Source organism: Microbacterium sp. CCNWLW41, assembly GCF_037083505.1.
In genome coordinates this window covers 201696-220308 of the sequence record NZ_JBAOJP010000008.1, presented here as the reverse complement: position 1 = coordinate 220308, position 18613 = coordinate 201696, and the positions used below count along the sequence as shown (strand labels likewise).

Annotated in this window: 14 protein-coding genes; 4 read left to right on the top strand and 10 right to left on the bottom strand. The window is 70.3% G+C overall.

The genetic code is table 11. From position 1 onward, the window contains the following. Positions 1-137 precede the first annotated feature (137 nt). A complete protein-coding gene (gene manA / locus V6R91_RS25620) occupies positions 138-1259 on the bottom strand; it encodes a mannose-6-phosphate isomerase, class I (RefSeq protein WP_336397573.1) in 1122 nt (373 codons plus the stop codon). Positions 1260-1346: 87 nt separating this feature from the next. On the opposite strand from manA, the gene V6R91_RS25615 reads away from it, so the two are divergent. The 4 genes from V6R91_RS25615 to V6R91_RS25600 all read left to right on the top strand — a co-directional run bounded on the left by V6R91_RS25615 (position 1347) and on the right by V6R91_RS25600 (position 5804). After that, positions 1347-2786, top strand: coding sequence for an O-antigen ligase family protein (locus tag V6R91_RS25615; protein WP_336397572.1), 1440 nt, complete (start codon positions 1347-1349; stop codon positions 2784-2786). Next, the gene (locus V6R91_RS25610) at positions 2783-4081 is read left to right on the top strand and encodes an O-antigen ligase family protein (RefSeq protein WP_231821265.1); all 1299 of its coding nucleotides are present in this window, start codon (positions 2783-2785) and stop codon (positions 4079-4081) included. Before V6R91_RS25615 ends, V6R91_RS25610 begins: the two co-directional genes overlap by 4 nt. Before the next feature lie 126 nt (positions 4082-4207). Beyond that, entirely contained in the window at positions 4208-5164 is a 957-nt protein-coding gene (locus tag V6R91_RS25605) for a glycosyltransferase family 2 protein (protein WP_067246624.1), read from the top strand. A gap of 1 nt (position 5165) precedes the next feature. Then, complete coding sequence (locus V6R91_RS25600) at positions 5166-5804, top strand: hypothetical protein (RefSeq protein ID WP_231821266.1); 639 nt, start codon at positions 5166-5168, stop codon at positions 5802-5804. Positions 5805-5943: 139 nt separating this feature from the next. Here V6R91_RS25600 and V6R91_RS25595 read toward each other — a convergent pair whose 3' ends face one another. From V6R91_RS25595 to rfbA, 9 genes are all read right to left on the bottom strand, one after another. Next, complete coding sequence (locus V6R91_RS25595) at positions 5944-6678, bottom strand: ABC transporter ATP-binding protein (RefSeq protein ID WP_067246620.1); 735 nt, start codon at positions 6676-6678, stop codon at positions 5944-5946. Next, positions 6678-7496: an ABC transporter permease gene (locus tag V6R91_RS25590; protein ID WP_067246616.1), complete on the bottom strand. Its 819-nt coding sequence runs from the start codon at positions 7494-7496 to the stop codon at positions 6678-6680. The genes V6R91_RS25595 and V6R91_RS25590 overlap by 1 nt, the downstream gene beginning before the upstream one ends. A 16-nt stretch (positions 7497-7512) precedes the next feature. Continuing rightward, positions 7513-9468: a glycosyltransferase gene (locus tag V6R91_RS25585; protein ID WP_336397571.1), complete on the bottom strand. Its 1956-nt coding sequence runs from the start codon at positions 9466-9468 to the stop codon at positions 7513-7515. Positions 9469-9482: 14 nt separating this feature from the next. Continuing rightward, positions 9483-10619 carry a UDP-galactopyranose mutase gene (gene glf / locus V6R91_RS25580; protein ID WP_336397570.1) on the bottom strand — a complete coding sequence of 379 codons (1137 nt, stop codon included), beginning with the start codon at positions 10617-10619 and terminating at the stop codon, positions 9483-9485. A gap of 115 nt (positions 10620-10734) precedes the next feature. Beyond that, entirely contained in the window at positions 10735-12819 is a 2085-nt protein-coding gene (locus tag V6R91_RS25575) for an acyltransferase family protein (protein WP_336397569.1), read from the bottom strand. A 195-nt stretch (positions 12820-13014) separates the two neighbouring features. Then, positions 13015-15186: an acyltransferase family protein gene (locus V6R91_RS25570; RefSeq protein WP_336397568.1), complete on the bottom strand. Its 2172-nt coding sequence runs from the start codon at positions 15184-15186 to the stop codon at positions 13015-13017. Beyond that, positions 15183-16595, bottom strand: coding sequence for a dTDP-4-dehydrorhamnose reductase (rfbD, locus tag V6R91_RS25565; protein WP_336397567.1), 1413 nt, complete (start codon positions 16593-16595; stop codon positions 15183-15185). The genes V6R91_RS25570 and rfbD overlap by 4 nt, the downstream gene beginning before the upstream one ends. Before the next feature lie 112 nt (positions 16596-16707). Further along, entirely contained in the window at positions 16708-17706 is a 999-nt protein-coding gene (rfbB, locus tag V6R91_RS25560) for a dTDP-glucose 4,6-dehydratase (protein WP_336397566.1), read from the bottom strand. Beyond that, the gene (rfbA, locus tag V6R91_RS25555) at positions 17706-18575 is read right to left on the bottom strand and encodes a glucose-1-phosphate thymidylyltransferase RfbA (protein ID WP_336397565.1); all 870 of its coding nucleotides are present in this window, start codon (positions 18573-18575) and stop codon (positions 17706-17708) included. Before rfbA ends, rfbB begins: the two co-directional genes overlap by 1 nt. Between the last annotated feature and the right edge of the window lie 38 nt (positions 18576-18613).

Sequence of the window (18613 nt, the reverse complement as noted above, 5' to 3'; positions counted from 1 at the left end):
CTTCACGACGCGCCACCGGCGTGTCGCCGCTCGCGTGACGCTCCGCGCGCGTCCGCCCGCCGACGAGTGGTCAGCTTCTGTGGGTCGCGCCATGCTGAGCCCGCAGAAGCTGACCACTCGACGCAGGGCGAGGGGGGTCAGGCGGGCGAGCCGGGCTCGGCCAGGAACGCCTCGCCCGGGCCCGAGAGCACGAGGCGCGTCTCGTCCGCCGACGCGTAGAGGGCAGCTCCGACCCGCACACGATGCTCGTCGCCGCCGGGGACCGACACCCGCACGTCGCCCGCCGTGGCGAGGACGATCGCCGGGCCGCGCACCTCGATCGCGCGGGGCGCGTCATCCAGCGTCAGCCGTCGCAGCGCGAAATCCGCCACCGAGACGGGGTAGGCCTGCTCCGCGGCGCCGGCGTCCGCGCGCAGCACCGGCACCTCGCCCGGGGTCGTGTCGACGACCGACAGCAGCTCCGCCACATCGATGTGTTTGGGCGTGAGTCCCCCGCGCAGCACGTTGTCGCTCGCGGCCATGATCTCCACCCCGAGTCCGGACACGTACGCGTGCAGGAGCCCGGCGCGGAGGAAGAGTCCCTCGCCCCGCGAGAGCACGACGCCGTTCATCAGCAAGGCGACGACGACGCCCCGATCGCCCGGGAACCGATCCGCCACGCGGCGGACGAGGTCCAGCTCTCCGGTCTTGGCGGCGTCACCGTGCTCCACCGCGGCGATCACCTCGGCCACCTCGGACTCGCTGGCGTCCGCGAGCGCCCAGCGCAGCGCGGCACGCAGGGGATCCGTGTCTCCGGCGAGCAGCTCGCGGAGTCGGACCACGCCGGGCGCCGACCCGAGGCCGGCGACCAGGCGACGGGTCTCTGCGAGCGGGCGCAGGCCCGACAGCGCCTCGAAGCGCTCGCTCAGCGCAACGATCAGCTCCGGCTTGTGGTTGTCGTCCCGGTAGTTGCGCGACGGGTCGTCCATGCCGATGCCCGCCTCCCGGGCGAATCCCTCACGAGCCTGCTCCCGCGTGGGATGCACCTGGATGGACAGGGGCGCGTCTGCGGCGAGGAGCTTGAGCAGGTACGGGAGCGTGCCGCCGGTGACCGCGTCGAGCGTGCGGCCGTCGCCGAGGTCGGCCGGGTCTCCGGGATGGTCCCCGAACCACACCTCGGCCTCCGGGCCCGACGCCGGCGGGCGGGACTCGAGGTCGGCGAGCAGGGTCGAGGATCCCCACGCATAGTCGCGCGGCGTGTTCGTCAGCTCATGCAGCATGCCCTCAGCGTAGGGGCGCCGGGCCGCGCTCGCCCCCGCCGGCGCCTTACCCGGACCCGCCCGAGTGCGCGCGATACCCTGAACCTCGTGGCGCAGCACTCCCGGATCCCGGTCGCTCCCCCGCCGACCGCGCCCGTGCGCGAGTCCACGGGGAACATCGTCCTGCGCGGGTACGTCGTGCTGCTGCTGTTCGCGGTCCTCGCGCACACGGCCGTGTTCAACCTCCTCGGCGAGCCCGGGGCCCTCGTCGTGCTCGTCGTGCTCTTCGGCGGCGTCCTCGCGATCGGCGTCCCGTTCGTCGTCCGTCGGCGGCCCGTCGCCTTCCCGTGGCGCCGATTGCCGTGGACCGCGCTCGGCTACGTCGCGTTCGGCCTGACCTCGGTGCTGTGGTCGCGATGGCCGGGCGCCACGGTCCTGACGGGCGCGCTGCAGGCCGCGATCACGGTGACCGCGCTCTTCATCGGCTTCGCCCTGAGCTGGCAGGAGATCGTCCGCGCCCTCTCCTCCGCCCTCAAGTGGATCCTCGGGCTGTCGCTCGTCGTCGAGGCATGGATCGGACTGCGCGGCTTCCCGCTGCTGCCCAACTTCGCGGATCTGCCGGACGGGAAGATCGACCCGCACTGGTACTGGGTCCGTGGCAACCTGTTCGACGGCGGCCGGGTGCAGGGCATCGTCGGCAACTCGAACTCGCTGGCCATCCTGTGCCTGCTGGCGCTGATCGTGTTCGGCGTCCTCTTCGCGGCACGGGTCCGCCGACGCGGCGCGCTCGTGGTGTGGTCCGCGATCGCCGTCTGCCTGCTCGTGCGCGCCTCGTCCGCGACGACCTACGCGTGCGCGGCGGCCGTCGTCGTCGTCCTGGTGACCGCGCTCCTCATGCGTCGCGCGCACCGCCCGCGCCAGCGCACGCCCCTGTACCTCGTGTTCGGGGCGACCGCCGTCCTCGCCGCCGCGGTCCTGTGGTTCGCGCACGACGCCCTCTTCCGGCTGCTCGGCCGCAGCTCGGACCTGACAGGACGCCTCGAGATCTGGGAGCGCGTGCTCGAGCGCGCCGGCGAGCGCCCCGTGGCCGGGAACGGCTTCTCGTCCCCGTGGGTCCCCTGGGATCCGGCCTTCGACGGATGGATCCGCGATCACGGCATCACCGTGTTCCACGCTCACCAGATGTGGCTCGACGTCCTCCTGCAGCTCGGGGTGATCGGGCTGGTGCTCATGGCCGTCACGTACGGGGCGCTGGTGTGGCGGGCCTGGTTCTTCGCCGTGGACCGCCCCCGCTGGGACCTCGACGCTCGCCGTCCGTACTCGGCGCTCGCGCTGCTGCCGACCCTCACCGTCGCGATGCTGCTCGTGCAGGGGCTGGCCGAGTCCGGACCCATCATGCTGTGGGGCTGGATGCTCGTCGTGCTGTTCTCGTTCAAGATCAAGTCGGTCCCCCTCATCGGGCGCGGACTCAGCGAGCGGGACCGCACCGTGGAATGGGGCGCGCGGCAGCGGCGCGCGACGACGCCGGGGACGGGACGGACGCCGTGACCGCACCGCGCCATCCGCTGGCGCGCCTGCTGTCCTCCGTCGAGATGGCGCGGGCGTTCACCCTCGCCACCCTGCTGGCCGTCTTCGGCTCGTTCGCCGTGGCGAGGCTGACCGACACCGTGACGCTCGTCACGATCGTCGCGTCGCTCTGCGTGATCGGCGCCGGCATCCTCTTCGTCCGCCGCGAGGAGCTGTCCGCCCTGCGCCTGGCGCCCTCGACGCTCCTCGCCTTCCTCGCGTGGACCCTGTCCACCGCGATCTGGTCCACCCACACGACGCAGACCCTGCGCGGGTGGGCGGCGCTGCTCGGATTCGCCTTCCTCGCGGTCGTGATCGGCCACATCCGCGACACCCTCCAGACGGTCCGCGCGCTCGGCGACGCGCTGCGGATCCTGCTGTGCCTGTCCCTGGCCGTGGAGATCCTGTCCGGGATCCTCCTCGACATGCCGATCCGGTTCCTCGGCGTGCAGGGTGACATCGCCCTGGGCGGACCGGTCCAGGGACTGTTCGGAAGCCGCAACATGCTCGGCTTCCTCGCCGTCGTCGCGCTCATCACCTTCGTCGTGGAGTGGCGCTCCCAGTCCGTCGCGGCGCCCGTGGCGATCCCCTCGATCGCACTGGCGGGGTTCCTCGCCCTCCTCTCCGATTCGCCGACCGTGCTCGTCCTCGCCGTCGCGGTGGGCATCGCGGCGACGGCCCTGGTCCTCGTCCGCCACGCCCGGCCGGAGCGGCGGGCGCCGCTGCAATGGACGCTCGGCGTGCTCGTGACCCTGGGACTCGTGATCGCCTTCGTCTTCCGCCACGGGATCATCGCGTGGCTGGACGCCGGATCGGACTTCAGCACCAGAGCAGACCTCTGGAACGCCCTCCTGGAGTACTGGAAGGCGCGCCCGATCCACGGGTGGGGCTGGTTCGGTCCGTGGACGCCCACGGACTACCCCTTCAACGCGATCAACTTCGTCGTCGGCGATCATCACCGCACGGCACTCAACGCCTTCTTCGACACGCTGCTGCAGACGGGGGCGGCCGGGCTCAGCCTGTTCGCCCTGCTCGGGGGGATCGCGCTCGTCCGGTCCTGGCTCGTGGCGAGCGTCCGCCGGTCGGTCGTCTACGCCTGGACCCCGCTCGTGCTGGTCACCCTCGCCGTGGACTCGGTGTTCGAGAGCTTCACCCTCGCCGACGCGGGCTGGTTCCTGCTGGTGCTGTGCGCCCTGCGCGCCGGTCAGTCGCGGTCGTGGCGGGAGAACATCGACGCGGCGCAGACCGGCACGCTCCCCATACTGCCCTCCCGGTGAGCGCGGGCCCGTCCTCCGCGCGGGGATCCCGCGTGCCCCGCGGGGCGGGGCGGGATCGACGAGCGGCGCGGGTAGGCTGGAACCCGGCCGCAGGCCGCCCTTCCCAACCCGCCGGAGCCTCTTGCCGTGACCTCATCAGCGTTCGATCCCGCCTCAGCGACGATCGTCATCGTCACCTACAACCGTTCGCATCTGCTCCGTGGGCTGTTGGAGAGCATCGAGGCGATGGACCCGAAGCCCGGGCGCGTCGTCGTCATCGACAACGCCTCCGCGGACGACACCGGCGACCTCGTGCAGGGCTTCCGCGACCGGATCGGCCCGGAGCTCGTCTACCGGCGACTGGAGACGAACACCGGCGGGTCCGGCGGCTTCAGCGAGGGCATGCGCACGGCGTATGAGCTCGGGGCGGAGTGGATCTGGCTCATGGACGACGACGTCGAGGTGCTGCCCGACGGGCTGGCCAAGATGGGCAAGTGGGCCCCGCGCTTCAAGAGCATCCAGGGGCGCCGCTACGACTACGACGGCAGCGCCTTCTACTGGCAGTACCGGGTGGCGGAGCGCATGGGGATCCCGATCCCGTTCGCGCCCGCCGGCTTCGACGCGTCCGGCTTCAAGGAGATGAACAGCGGCTGCTTCGAGGGCATGTTCATCCATCGCTCGATCGTGCAGCAGATCGGACTCCCCGACCCTCGCTTCTTCATCTACTGGGACGACCAGGTCTACGGCTGGCTCGCGTCCCGCAGGACCACCGCGGTGATCGTGGACGACTTCGTGCTCCGCCGCACGCGCGAGATCAAGCAGTGGGACATGGGCATCCGCCACATGAACGCGTCGAGCAACGCGTACCGGTACTACATCATGCGCAATCGCGCCTACATCAAGCAGTACTACCGCGTGCACGGCGTGTACAACCCGGTGATCTTCGGTCTCGGCACCGCGATGACGTTCGCGAAGGAGATCATCCGGCTGCTCTTCGTCGAGCGGACCGTGCGGGGCACCAGCAATCTCTTCCGGGGTCTCCGCGACGGCGGGCGACTCGGACGCGACCGCTCCTGGCGGCCGATGGCACCTCTGGAGGCGTGACATGAGCGATCAGCAGCCGACGCAGCCCCGGGCGGAGTGGGTCTTCCCGCCCGAACGGAACCGGAAGGGCCGCGCCGCCCTCATCGTGATCCTCGTGCTGGTGGTCGTCCTCATCGCGGCGCTGCTGGTCTTCTTCATGATCCCGAAGGGCGCACCGGGGCCGGACCCGACCTCCTCGCCCTCGGCGTCGTCCAGTCCGACCGGGACGCCCTCGCCCACGCCGAGCGGGGGCCCGTCCCCGACGACGGCGCCCTCCCCGGCACCGACCACGCCCGCGCCGACCCCGGATCCGACCGTCCCCCCGACCGAGCAGCCTCCGCCGCCGGATCCCGACGTCGAGACCTTCCGTGGCTCGGTGGCCCCGCGTCTGGACGACGCCGTCAACGGGCTCGACATGGTGACGGGCACGACGGGGCAGGAGGCGCTGGACGTGGTCGACCAGCTCCAGCAGGACGCCCAGATCCTCAACGACACCCCGGCGCCCTCGTCGCTGGCGGAGAGCTGGCCGGCCGCGCTCGGCGACTACGCCGCGCGCCTGGCGGACCTGCGCGGTGCCGCCGAGGCCGGATCCGACACGCAGCCGGCGCTCGACGCGGCGAAGGGCGCCCTCGGGTCCCTGCGCGCCCTGATCGGCCTCTGACCCCCGTTCCTTCCCCTTATTGTCGAGACCCCCTCTGGGCCTCGAGACCCCCTCGGGGCGTCGAGACCCCCTCGCAGATACGTGTCTCAGAGGGGGTCTGGACGACGGGAGGGGGTGTCGACGAGCTGGCTCGGGCTCGTTACGACGCGTGGTCGGCGTCGTAGCGCTCCAGCACCTCGTCCAGCGGCGCGTCGAGGACGAGCGAACCCTTGTTCAGATAGAGCCCGCGTGTGCAGAAGCGTCGCAGATCGCGTTCGCTGTGCGAGACGAAGAACAGGGTCCGCCCCTCGGCGAGCAACTCGTCGATCCGGCGGTAGCACTTGTCGCGGAACGCCTTGTCGCCCACCGCGAGAACCTCGTCAACGAGCAGGATGGGCTCGTCCAGCTGCGACACCACGGAGAACGCCAGGCGCACCTTCATGCCGTTGGAGAGATGCTTGTAGGGCGTCTCCTGGAAGTCCTCGAGCTCCGCGAATGCGATGATCCCGTCATACCGGCGGCTGACCTCGGCCTTGGACATGCCGTGCAGGCCGGCGGTCATCCGGACGTTCTCCCGGACGGTGAGGTCGCCGACGAACCCGCCGGTGAGCTCGATGAGCGGCGCGACGCCGCCGTTGACCCGGACCGTCCCCTCGTCGGCGAGCAGCACCCCGGCCACGAGGCGCAGCAGGGTCGACTTGCCCTGTCCGTTGCGCCCGACCACACCGATGGACTCCCCCTTCTGGACGGTGAAGGAGACGTCCCGCAGCGCCCAGAACTCGCCCGAACGCGAGCGTCGGGATGAGCCCCCGAACAGGTCCTTGAAGTTGGGGCGCCCGCGCCGGCGAGTCCGGAAGCGGACGCCGACTCCGTCGACGGTGATGGCCGCTGACATCACAACTCCTTCAGAACCGTGCGCTCGAGCCGACGGAAGACGAAGATCCCGAGGGCGAGGATGCCGACGCTCATCACGGCGCTGACGACGACCGGGTACGTCACCCACTGATCGGGGAAGAAGGCGACCCGGTACAGGATCATGATCCCCGTCAGCGGGTTGTAGGCGCCGAGGTGCTCGAAGACCCCGGGGAGGTCCTTCACGCTGTAGATGATCGGCGTCGCATAGAACAGCGCGCGCAGGATGAGGCCGGTGGTGCGCTCGAGATCGCTGAACAGGACGCACAGCGGGGCCACCAGATACCCGAGACCCACCAGGAGGACGACCTGCAGGATCACCGCGACGGGGAACAGCAGGATCCCCCAGCCGATGTGGACGACCTTCGACGGATCGGTCTCCGTGAGGAGGTTGACGACGACGAACAGCGCCAGCACGGGGAGGGAGAACAGGAACTCCATGCCCTTGCTCAGCACGGTCCGGTTCACCCAGATCGTGCGCGGGATCGCCGTGGAGCGGACCAGCCGAGCGTCCTTGCGGAACGCCCTCGTGAAGTCCTTCACCGCGATGTTGAACCACACCCACGGCAGCAGCGCGCTGACGAGGAAGAGGATGTACGGCTCCTCCCCGACCGTGCGATGGAACACCTGGGTGAAGACGAACCAGTAGATCACGCTCATCGCGAGCGGATCGAGGACGCTCCACAGGTAGCCGAGGACGCTCGTCGAATAGCGGACCTTGAGATCCCGCGCCGAGAGCAGCCACAGCGAATGCAGGTAGCGCCGGGGCGTGCCCGGCTCACCGATCGTCGTGGCGCTCACCTCTTCGCGTCCTCCGTCACCCGGCGTGCGTGCCGGATTCCTCGGCCGCGCTCGTCGCGGCGAACGTGCGCCGCCAGCTCTCCGGGGAGGTCACCTCCGGCATCTGCTGGGCGTACTGGTCGGCCAGCGCCTTCCACTGCCGCGACAGCCGCCAGTTCAGGCGGATGCTGCGCCACAGGAACTTGTGCATGGTCGCACGGTCGCGCTGGTACCAGGCCACGCCGATCCCGTCCGGGGAGGTCACGAGCGCCGAGTCGATGTCCGCGAACCGCCACCACGTGATGTCCTGCGCGGGGATGATCCGCTCCGGGTTGCGGCGGCTTCCCGACGCCTGCTTGATGAGGAGCTGACGCACGCCGACCCGGGCCGCCAGGATCAGCGCCGCGATCGGGTTCGTCGGCCGGCTGACCCGACCCAGCAGTGCACGCGACGAGCGGCGCACCGGCGGGAGCGTCAGCAGATCCTCGACCACCTTGGAGTCGATGTAGTCCCCGCGCAGCGCGCGGATCTCGGCCTGTTTCACCGGGAGCATCTCCGGGAGGCGGTGGGGTCCGCCGAACACGTCGAACAGTGCCTCGTGACGAAGCCGCACGGACGAGTACTGCAGCATGAACAGCAGCTTGATGTCTCCGAGGAGACTGTGCAGCGGCAGGTAGCCGCCGCCCTTCACGTGCGAGTGCAGCAGACCCGTGATCACCCGGTTGCGGTGGATGAAGTACTCCTCCCACGTCCGGGTGGGGTCCTTGTCGTGCCAGGCCATGTGCCAGACGGCGACCCCGGGGAGGCACACGGTCGGGTAGCCGCGCTCCCGGGCCCGCAGCGAGAACTCGATGTCGTCGAACTTGAGGAACACCGGGATCGACAGCCCGAGCTCACGCAGCAGCTGCGTGGGGATCAGGCACATCCACCAGCCGTTGAAGTCCGCACCCAGGTAGCGGTGCAGCTCCGGGGTCTCGCGCAGCGGCTCCTCGGCGAAGTCGTGGTCGTACTCGCTCGCGCCCGAGGGACGCATCCAGCTCTTCCGCGGGTCCCACACCTCGCCCTGCGTGTACAGCACCGAGCGGTCGTCGAGGTGGAGCATCCCGCCGCCGACGATCGTGGGCGTGGTCGCGAAGTCCCCGAAGCGCACGGCTCGGACGATCGCCTCCGGCTCGGAGATCGCGTCGTCGTCCAGGAGCAGCACGTAGCGGCTGTCCTCCGAGTCCAGCGACTCCAGCATGGCCCGGGAGAAGCCGCCGGATCCGCCCATGTTGGGCTGACGGATGATGGCGAGCTTCGATCCGAGCCGCTCGGCCGCCTCGGCGAAGCCGGGCTGGTCCGAGACCAGGTCGGTGCCCTGGTCCACGACCACGACGCGGTCGATGACGTCATGGACGTGCTCGTTCTGCCCCACCGCGATGATCTGGTTCAGGCAGTACGAGGGGCGGTTGAACGTCGTGATCCCGACGGTCGCCTTCCCCGGCGTCCACCCCTCCGGCGCCTCGACCTGCCATTCGGCCGACACCAGCGTCGCGTCCTCCGCGCCTGCGGCGATGTCGAACCAGTACGAGCCGCCGTCGATGAACGACGTGATCGGGAGGTCGAAGGAGACGGACTCGCCGTCGAACCGCTGCGACGCCAGCGCGGAGGCGCGGCCCCGGGCACTCGACTTGTAGACCGACAGCAGCCCCCGTCCCTCGAGGGTCGCGACCAGGCGCACCGAGCGCACCTTCGTCCAGTGCTGCCAGTAGCTGGCCGGGAAGGCGTTGAAGTAGGTGCTCAGCGAGACGCGGCGGTGCGCGAAGACCCGGATGGAGCGACGCCCGAGGATCTCGTACGCCTCGCCGGGCTGGGATCCGTCGCCGGTGCCGGTGTCGACGTAGAGCGCGGAGACCTCCGCGACGCCTTCGACCGGGAACACCGCGTGGTTGACGGTGACGAACTGCGGCGCGCCCTGCGCCTCGACGCCGGGCGCCTTCTTCTCAGAAGCCATGTCCTCGCTCTTCCTCACGCCAGTTGGTTGTTCCACATGGACAGTGCGGAGCCGATGGCCATGTGCATGTCGAGGTACTGGTAGGTGCCGAGGCGTCCGCCGAAGAACACGTCCTTCTCGCCCTTGCCGAGCTCACGGTAAGCCAGCAGCCCCTCACGATCCGACGCGGTGTTGACCGGGTAGTACGGCTCGTCCCCGCGCTCCGCGAACCGGGAGAACTCCCGCATGATCACGGTCTTGTCCGTCGGGTACCGGTCGGCGCGCTCGGGATGGAAGTGACGGAACTCATGGATGCGCGTGTACGGCACATCCGCATCCGGATAGTTCATCACGCTCGTGCCCTGGAAGTCACCGACGTCCAGCACCTCCTGCTCGAGATCGATCGTGCGCCACCCCAGCTCGCCCTCGGCGTAGTCGAAGTACCGGTCGACCGGCCCCGTGTACACGACCGGCACCTGCCCGACGGTCGCCTTCTTGTTCAACGGCTGCGCCTCGTCGAAGAAGTCCACATTCAGCTTCACCTCGATATTCGGGTGATCCGCCATCCGCTCCAGCCACGCCGTGTACCCGTCCGTCGGCAGGCCCTCCCACGTGTCGTTGAAGTAGCGGTTGTCATACGTGTACCGCACCGGCAGACGACTGATGATCGACGCGGGAAGCTCCCTCGCGTCCGTCTGCCACTGCTTGGCCGTGTAGTCGCGGATGAACGCCTCGAACAACGGCCGCCCGATCAGCGCGATCCCCCGCTCCTCCAGGTTCTTCGCCTCGTGCGCGTCGAACTCGCCCGCCTGCTCCGCGATCAACGCGCGCGCCTCGGCCGGCGTGTACGCCGCCTGGAAGAACTGGTTGATCGTGCCCAGGTTGATCGGCAACGGGTACACGACGCCCTTGTGCGTCGAGTACACGCGGTGCACATAATCCGTGAACGTCGTGAAGCGATTCACGTACTCCCACACCGTCGGGTTCGAGGTGTGGAACAGATGCGCACCATACCGGTGCACCTCGATCCCGGTCTCCGGCTCGTCCTCGCTGTACGCATTACCACCGATGTGATGACGACGATCGATCACAGTGACCTTACGGCCCGCAGCAGCCGCCCGCTCGGCGATGGTGAGTCCGAAGAATCCGGACCCGACGATGAGGAGATCCATGTATGTCGCTTTCTGTCGGCCGTTCGAGGCCCGTCAACGTGCAGGTGCGCCACGCCGGGCGCACGACAGACAGAGTCTACCGGGCGCCGCTGGGCGCACCCTTGAAGCGCGCGGCTCAGCGCGGCAGGATGCCGTTGCGGTCGAGCATCCGCGCCAGGACGGGGGCGAGGGTCTCGCCATACACCCGCGACAGGTGGTTGTCGTCGATGTAGAGCGCGATGTTGCCGATCACGCCCTCGCAGACGCCGTCCGGGCAGAGCCACGGCGTGTAGTCGATCGGGATGACGCGCTCGTCCAGCCGCATCATCGGGTCGTCCTCCCCCAGCGCGTCCTCGATGGGCACCGCGCAGTCCTCGCCGTCATCGGCGCCGGCGACGCACTCGTACATGTCGAAGGCGAAGCGCGGGTTGTCGCGGACCCCGAGGACGGGGATGTCGGCGTCGAGGAGGGTCGACAGCGAGGTCTCGACGCCGCGCAGCAGCCGTTCCGGCTCGGCGGCGGACGCCCGGGTGGTCACGACGTACACCGCGTCCGGCGCGAGGTCGACGGCATATGCGAGGGCGGCGCCGAGCCAGTCCTGGCACGCCGGGCCGCCCACGCCCCGGTCCTCCTCCTCGGCGCCGATCGTGCACCCGCCCTTGAGCAGCGTCACGACGCCGATGCCGCGCTCGTCGGCGACGCGCTCCAGAGGCGTGGCGAGCTGCTGCGCGTGCGAGTCGCCGATGACGAGCACGGTCCGGTCGGCGTCGAGCGCGTGCGGGCTCTGGTCGCAGGACCCGCTGAGCACGTCGTCGGCGGGCGCGAACCGGCCGCTGCACGGACCGCCGACGGCGACCCACTCGGCCGACAGCTCGGTCGCGACGGGGATGAGCGGCGCATCCGGGTCGGTGATGTCCAGCGGGGTGTCCAGCTGCCCTGCGCCCGGATACCCCTGCGCAGAAGCGGAGGCCATGATCTCGGCAGCCTTCTCCTGCTCGCGCGCCTGCCATCCCCAGGTGGTCGCCCCCACGAGGCCCACGCAGACGAGCACGACGACCGCGCTCAGCGACCACGACCGGTCCAGGATCTTCGCGCGTCGCAACGGCGACTCCACGAGGGCGGACAGGATCCGCGCGAGCACGAGCGAGATGCCGATGATCGCGGCGCCGGCGGCCAGATCCGGGTGCCCGGTACCGCTGACCACGATCCACGTGATGAGCACCGGCCAGTGGATCAGGTACAGCGCATACGCGTCGCGCCCAAGGAACAGGAGGGGCTTGGCGGACAGCAGCCGCACCGGCGAGCCGCGCACGGCGCCCTCGCCGGAGACGATGACGAACGCGGTGCAGAGCACGGGCCACAGCGCCAGGTAGCCGGGGAACCCGCCCTGGACGTCGAGAACGATGCCGCAGGCGATGATGCCGGCGAGCCCGATCCATCCCAGCGACGCGCGGAGCCAGGGCCAGAGCCGGACCGACGGCAGCACCAGGGCGACGAGGGATCCGGCGGCGAACTCCCACAGGCGGGTGCGGGTGTCGAAGTAGGCGAACTGCTGGTGCGCCTGGGTCTCGACGATCGAGAACCATAGCGAGACCGCGAACACCGCCGCGAACACCACGACGAGCGCCGGACGGATCCAGTGGCGTCGCTTGAGGAACACCAGGGTGACGAGGCCGATGAGCAACGGCCACAGGACGAACACCTGGCCCTGCACCGAGAGCGACCAGAAGTGCTGCAGCGGGCTCGCGATCGCGCCGTCGCGCGCGTAGTAGTCGACCTCGTTGAAGGCCAGGGACCAGTTCTCGTAGTAGAACTGGCTCGCCAGTGTCTCCTGCCACAGTCGCGGCCAGTCGGTGGCCGGGTACAGGAAGTAGGCCGCCGCCAGGACGCCGATGAGCGTCACGCTGGCCGCGGGGACCAGACGCCGGAACTTGCGCAGCCAGTACCGGCCGAGATGCAGCCGCCCTCCCCCGGCGGCCCGGCGCGCGAGCGAGGCCGTGAGGAAGAACGCCGAGATCATCAGGAAGACGTCGACGCCGCCCGACACCCGGCCGAGCCAGACGTGGTACACGACCACGAGGAGGATCGCGAGCGCGCGCAGCCCGTCGATGTCGGCGCGGTAGCCCGCGGTCCCGTCCGCGGACAGCGTCCGCGCGGGACCGGTCCTCTTCGCCGCCACCGAGGACGCGGGACGCTTCTCCTCCGCCAGTACCCCGGTCATCGCCGTCCCTCCTCGGACGAGGCGTCGGGGTGCGGGTCGGGATACAGCATGCGGGAGGGCGCTCCAAAGGTCGTTCGGGTTGCGGCGCGTCTCGTGCGGCGTCCACCTCGTCGTGGGGCGATGGACGAGCGCGCGACGATGTCGGGGTCGATGAGCGAGTCTACGGGGTTCCCCTGATCCCCGCTGGGAGCATCCTCAATCGGACAGCGCACGGTCGATGGCAGGGAGGAGGTCCGGGGCGAGCCGCGCCGCGTACGGTCCGCTCATGTGGTCCGCGTCGAAGTAGACGGGCATGCCTCCCACCGCGGCAAAGCACCGCTCGGCGTCGCAGAACCGGTCGCTGAGGTCGAGCGGATGGACGCCGTCCTGTGCCGACGCGGTCGCCAGGACGAGGGGGTCCGGCGGGAGGGCCGCGTCGCGGGGGACGGCGCACTGCTCCGGCGACGAGGCGCGCAGCACCACGCAGTCGGGATCGCGCACATCCGCGTTGAGCGGGATGTCGATGATCGGGAGGATCCGGATCCCGGCGTCGGTCCACCGTGTCCAGGTCCGGCGGAGCCCGTCGGCGAACACCGCGTCGTGTCCCACGCCCGCCTCGTCCGCGACGAGCTGCTGTCGCGCCGCCATCGAGGTGATGACGAGATCCGGAGACTCGCTCACGAGGGTCTCGGTGAGCTGCGCCGCCCACATCCGGCAGCGCTCGTAGTCCACCGGACCCCACTCCGTGTCGAACCCGATGAACGGGACATCGGCCGCCGGACACCCCGGGAACGTGCTGATGGTGAGCCGCCAGCCCCGCTCGCGGGCGATCGCGAACAGCGCCCCCTGCCACTGCTCCGCGTGCGAGTCTCCGACGAGCCACACGCGCGGGCCGTCGCCGAAGTCGCACTCCCTGGTCGTCTGGCGGTCGTCCATCCGCAGCCGGTCGTCGTACGCCGCGCACTCGGGCGCCAGCGCATAGTAGGCATCGGCGTCGGAGACGACCGGCTCCGCCACGGCGAGCGAGGGGTCGCAGCCGCTGCCCGGCAGCAGAGCCCCGGGTCCGGCGCAGTCCGCGGGGACACCGGCGGGAAGCGCGATCGGCTCTCCCACCGGCACGGGTATCGCGCGTGTGGATCCGGCGAGCGCGGCCGCACCGGCCGTCATCACCACGACGAGCATCATCGCGCCCATCCCCAGCAGCGCTCGCCGCGTCGTGCGCCACCAGGGCGAGCGCTGTGCCGGGACCTCGACGAGACGCCGCGTGGCCCCCGCGAGCACGAGGGCGACACCGAGCACGCCGAGCTCGACGGGGAGCGTGAGGGGATGACGCAGCAGGAACGGGATCAGGATGATCAGCGGCCAATGCCACAGGTACAGCGAATAGGAGACGTCGCCGAGCCACTGCACCGGACGGCTGTGCGTCACCCGCGACAGCACCGGCAGGGCGGGACGCCCGGTACCGGCGACCAGCACCAGCACCGTGCCGAGGACCGGCAGCAGCGCCGCCGCCGACGGGAAAGGGGTCCGGGAGTCGAACAGCACGGCCGAGACCGCGATGGCGGCCGCGCCCGCGACCGCGACCGCCGCGGCCACGGAGGTGCCGAAGCGGGCGAACACGGCGCCGGGGACCAGGGCGACGAGAGCGCCCGCCGCGAACTCCCACATCCGGGTGAACGTGACGAAGTACGCCGGGGCCGGCGCGGCCGCGGTGAACAGGACGCTGACGGTGAGGGAGACCGCCGCCACGCCCCCGGCCACGCTCGCGAGCAGCCAGCCGGTGGATGCGGCGTCGACGGTCCAGACGGGGTTCTGCGACCGCGTCGTCACCGGGCCGTTGGCCCGGCGCCGGCGGGCGAGAAGCAGGAACGCCGCCAGCAGCAGCACCGGCCAGACCAGGTAGAACTGCTCCTCCGCCGACAGCGACCAGTAGTGCTGGACGGCGCTCGCGGCGCCGTTGTGCGCCGAGTAGTCGACCGAGAGCCCCGCGAGCGTCCAGTTCTCCACGTACACCGCGCTGGCGATCGTCTGGAGGGCGTTGTCGGTCCACCGCGTCGGAGGGAGCAGGACCCACACCCCGACGATCGTCACGAACAGCACCAGGAGCGCCGCGGGGAGGAGCCGACGGATCCGTCGGGCGTAGAACGCACCCAGGCGTACCCGTCCGTCCCGGCGGAGTTCCGCGACGAGGTGCCCGGTGATGAGGAACCCGGAGATCACGAAGAACACGTCGACACCGACGTACCCGCCGGTGAGGACGGACGGCCAGAGATGGTTCGCCACCACCAGCGCGATCGCGACGGCGCGCAGCGCCTGGATGTCCGGCCGGAATCCCCGAGCCCGCCGCGACGCTGCGACGGCGGTCCGCGTCGCCGCGGGCGCGGTCACGTGCGGAGGTACTCCCGGAGCTGGGCACGGAAGTCGCGGGGCACGAAGCCCGTCGCCTCGATCGCGCCGAGGTCGAGCACGCTGTTGCGAGGACGCGGGGCGACGGGACCGGCGGCGGAGGCGAAGTACTCCTCGGTGCTCACCCCCGTCACCCGATCGGGGTCGGCTCCGACGAGCGCGAAGACCTCACGCGCGACGTCCGCCCACGTCGCCGGCTCGCCGGATCCGCTGAGGTTGTAGACCCCGTACGCGGGGCGCTGCGCCAGCAGGTGCAGGATCGCGCGGGCGATCTCGTCCGCGAAGGTCAGCCGGCCGCGCTGATCGTCGACGACGGACGGATCGATGCCGCGCTCGGCGAGCGACGCCATGGTCCGCACGAAGTTCTTCCCGTCGCCGATCACCCAGGACGTGCGCACGACGTAGTGGCGCGGGACCGTCGCGACGACGGCGTCGCCGGCGGCCTTGGTCTGGCCGTACACGCCGAGGGGGCAGACGGCATCCGCTTCCCGATACGGCTCCGCGGAGGTCCCGTCGAAGACGTAGTCGCTGGACACGTGGACGAGGGTGAGGCCGTTCTCGGCGGCGACGCGCGCCAGGGCGGCGACGCCGGTCACGTTGGCCGCCCACGCCTGAGCGCGCCCTTCAGCCGTCTCCGCCGCATCCACGGCGGTGTACGCGGCGGCGTTGACGATCACGCCGTAGTCGCGCCAGCGACGCGAGGCGACGAAAGCCGGATCGGCGAGGTCCAGCGTCTCCCGGGTCGCGTACTCGACGTGCGCGGCATCGCCCAGCGCCTGGCGCAGCGCCCGCCCGAGCTGTCCGTTCGCCCCGACCACCAGCGTCTTGCGCGGCGGGATCGGGGCGACCTCGGCGAGCCGCGGGTGGGCCTTGTCCTTCTCCGAGATCTCGACGTCGGCCAGAGGGATGGGCCAGTCGATCGCGACGGTCTCGTCGGCGAGATTGAGGAACGAGTAGCTCGCATCCGGCGACCAGTGGTCGTTCACGAGGTACGTGTACGCGGTGTCCGGTTCCAGGGTCTGATACGAGTTGCCCACGCCCCGGGGCACGAAGATCGCCTTCGACGGGTCGAGCTCCGCGGTGAAGACCGTGCCGAAGCTCGGTCCCTCTCGCAGGTCCACCCAGGCTCCGAAGATCCGCCCGGTCGCCACCGAGACCCACTTGTCCCACGGCTCCGCGTGGATGCCGCGGGTGGTGCCCACCGCGTCGTTGAACGAGATGTTGTTCTGCACCGGACCGAAGTCCGCCAGCCCCAGCGCGGTCATCTTCTCGCGCTGCCAGTTCTCCTTGAACCACCCGCGCGCGTCGCCGTGCACGGGCAGGTCGAGGACGATCATCCCCGGGATCGGCGTCTCCTGCACGGAGAGCTGCTTGCCGAACTCGACCGCCATCAGAGCCCCGCCTTCCGGTCGTCGAGCGGGCGCAGCGACACGAAACGCGCCACGGCCATCACCGTCTCACTCCCCGTTCGTCGAGCGAGCCCAGCGAGACGAAACGCAGCCATCACTGTCCCTTCGAGGCGTAGAACGCCTCCGTCGCGTCCTTCGCCGGGGCCCACCAGGCCTCGTTGTCCCGATACCACTGGATCGTGGCCGCCAGACCCGCCTCGAAATCGGCGTACTGTGGCGTCCACCCGAGCTCCGTGCGGAGCTTGGTCGAGTCGATGGCGTACCGCAGGTCGTGGCCGGCGCGGTCGGTCACGTGGTCGTAGGCGTCGCGCGGCTGGCCCATCTCCTGGAGGATCAGCTCGACGACCTCCTTGTTGTTGCGCTCCCCGTCGGCGCCGATGAGGTAGGTCTCCCCCACCCGGCCCTTGTCGAGGATCGTCAGCACGGCGGAAGAGTGGTCGTCGGCGTGGATCCAGTCCCGCACGTTCTCCCCGGCGCCATAGAGCTTGGGGCGGATGCCGCGGATCACGTTGGTGATCTGGCGCGGGATGAACTTCTCGACGTGCTGGAACGGACCGTAGTTGTTCGAGCAGTTCGAGATGGTGGCCCGCACGCCGAAGGAACGCACCCACGCGCGCACCAGCAGATCGCTGCCCGCCTTGGTGGACGAGTACGGGGACGACGGGTTGTACGGCGTCTGCTCGGTGAAGCGCTCCGGGTCGTCGAGCTCCAGGTCGCCGTACACCTCGTCCGTCGAGATGTGGTGGAAGCGACGGCCGTGGGCGCGCGCCGCCTCCAGCAGCGTGTAGGTCCCGACGATGTTCGTGTCCAGGAACGGCCGCGGGCTGTGCAGGGAGTTGTCGTTGTGGGACTCGGCGGCGTAGTGCACGACCGCGTCCACCTCGGCGAACAGGCGGTCGACGAGGGCGGCGTCGGCGATGTCGCCCTCGACGAAGCGCACCCGGTCCTCGGGAAGCCCCGCCAGCGAGGCGCGGTTGCCCGCGTAGGTCAGCTTGTCCAGCACCGTGACGGTGTGATCGGTGTGCCCGATCACGTGGTGCACGAAGTTGGAGCCGATGAAGCCGGCACCGCCGGTGACGAGGAGGTGAGACATCAGCGGCCCCTTTCCAGGACTTCGATCAGGTAGTTGCCGTAGCCGGACTTCACGAGGTTCTCCGCCCGCTCGCGCAGCTCCGCGTCGGAGAGGAAGCCCTGGCGCCAGGCGACCTCCTCGGGCACGCCGATCCGGAGCCCGGTGCGCCGCTCCATCGTGCGGACGTAGTCGGCGGCGTCGGTCATCTGGTCGAATGTCCCGGTGTCCAGCCAGGCCGTGCCCCGCGGCAGCACCTCGACCTGGAGGGATCCCCGGCGCAGGTACTCGCGGTTCACGTCGGTGATCTCGTACTCGCCGCGCGCGCTCGGCGCGAGGCCGCGCGCGATCTCGACGACGTCGTTGTCGTAGAAGTACAGCCCGGGGACGGCGTAGTTGCTCTTCGGCTGCGCCGGCTTCTCCTCCAGCGAGACCGCCGTGCCCTCCGCGTCGAACTCCACCACGCCGTACGCGCTCGGCTCGGCCACCCAGTACGCGAACACGGCGCCGCCCTCGACGTCGGCGTACCGCTTCAGCTGGGTGCCGAGCCCCGGGCCGTACAGCAGGTTGTCGCCGAGGACCAGGGCCACCTTGTCGTCGCCGATGAAGTCGGCGCCGATGGTGAACGCCTGGGCGAGGCCGTCGGGCGAGGGCTGCTGGGCGAACGTGATCGAGATGCCGAACTGCGATCCGTCGCCGAGGAGCCGCTCGAAGTGCTCCGCGTCGTGCGGGGTGGTGATGATCAGGATGTCCTTGATCCCCGCGAGCATGAGCGTCGACAGCGGGTAGTAGACCATCGGCTTGTCGTAGACCGGGATGAGCTGCTTGGAGACGCCGAGGGTGATCGGGTGCAGCCGGGTCCCGGAACCGCCGGCGAGGATGATGCCTTTCACCCGACTATCGTGGCACACGGCGCCCGAAAGACCGCCTC

Excerpts from the sequence above, each read along its gene's own strand:
- V6R91_RS25600 (WP_231821266.1), top strand. The coding sequence starts at position 5,166 with ATGAGCGATCAGCAGCCGACGCAGCCCCGGGCGGAGTGGGTCTTCCCG.
- rfbD (WP_336397567.1), bottom strand. The coding sequence starts at position 16,595 with ATGGCGGTCGAGTTCGGCAAGCAGCTCTCCGTGCAGGAGACGCCGATC.
- V6R91_RS25575 (WP_336397569.1), bottom strand. The coding sequence starts at position 12,819 with ATGACCGGGGTACTGGCGGAGGAGAAGCGTCCCGCGTCCTCGGTGGCG.
- rfbB (WP_336397566.1), bottom strand. The coding sequence starts at position 17,706 with ATGTCTCACCTCCTCGTCACCGGCGGTGCCGGCTTCATCGGCTCCAAC.
- V6R91_RS25585 (WP_336397571.1), bottom strand. The coding sequence starts at position 9,468 with ATGGCTTCTGAGAAGAAGGCGCCCGGCGTCGAGGCGCAGGGCGCGCCG.
- glf (WP_336397570.1), bottom strand. The coding sequence starts at position 10,619 with ATGGATCTCCTCATCGTCGGGTCCGGATTCTTCGGACTCACCATCGCC.
- manA (WP_336397573.1), bottom strand. The coding sequence starts at position 1,259 with ATGCTGCATGAGCTGACGAACACGCCGCGCGACTATGCGTGGGGATCC.
- V6R91_RS25595 (WP_067246620.1), bottom strand. The coding sequence starts at position 6,678 with ATGTCAGCGGCCATCACCGTCGACGGAGTCGGCGTCCGCTTCCGGACT.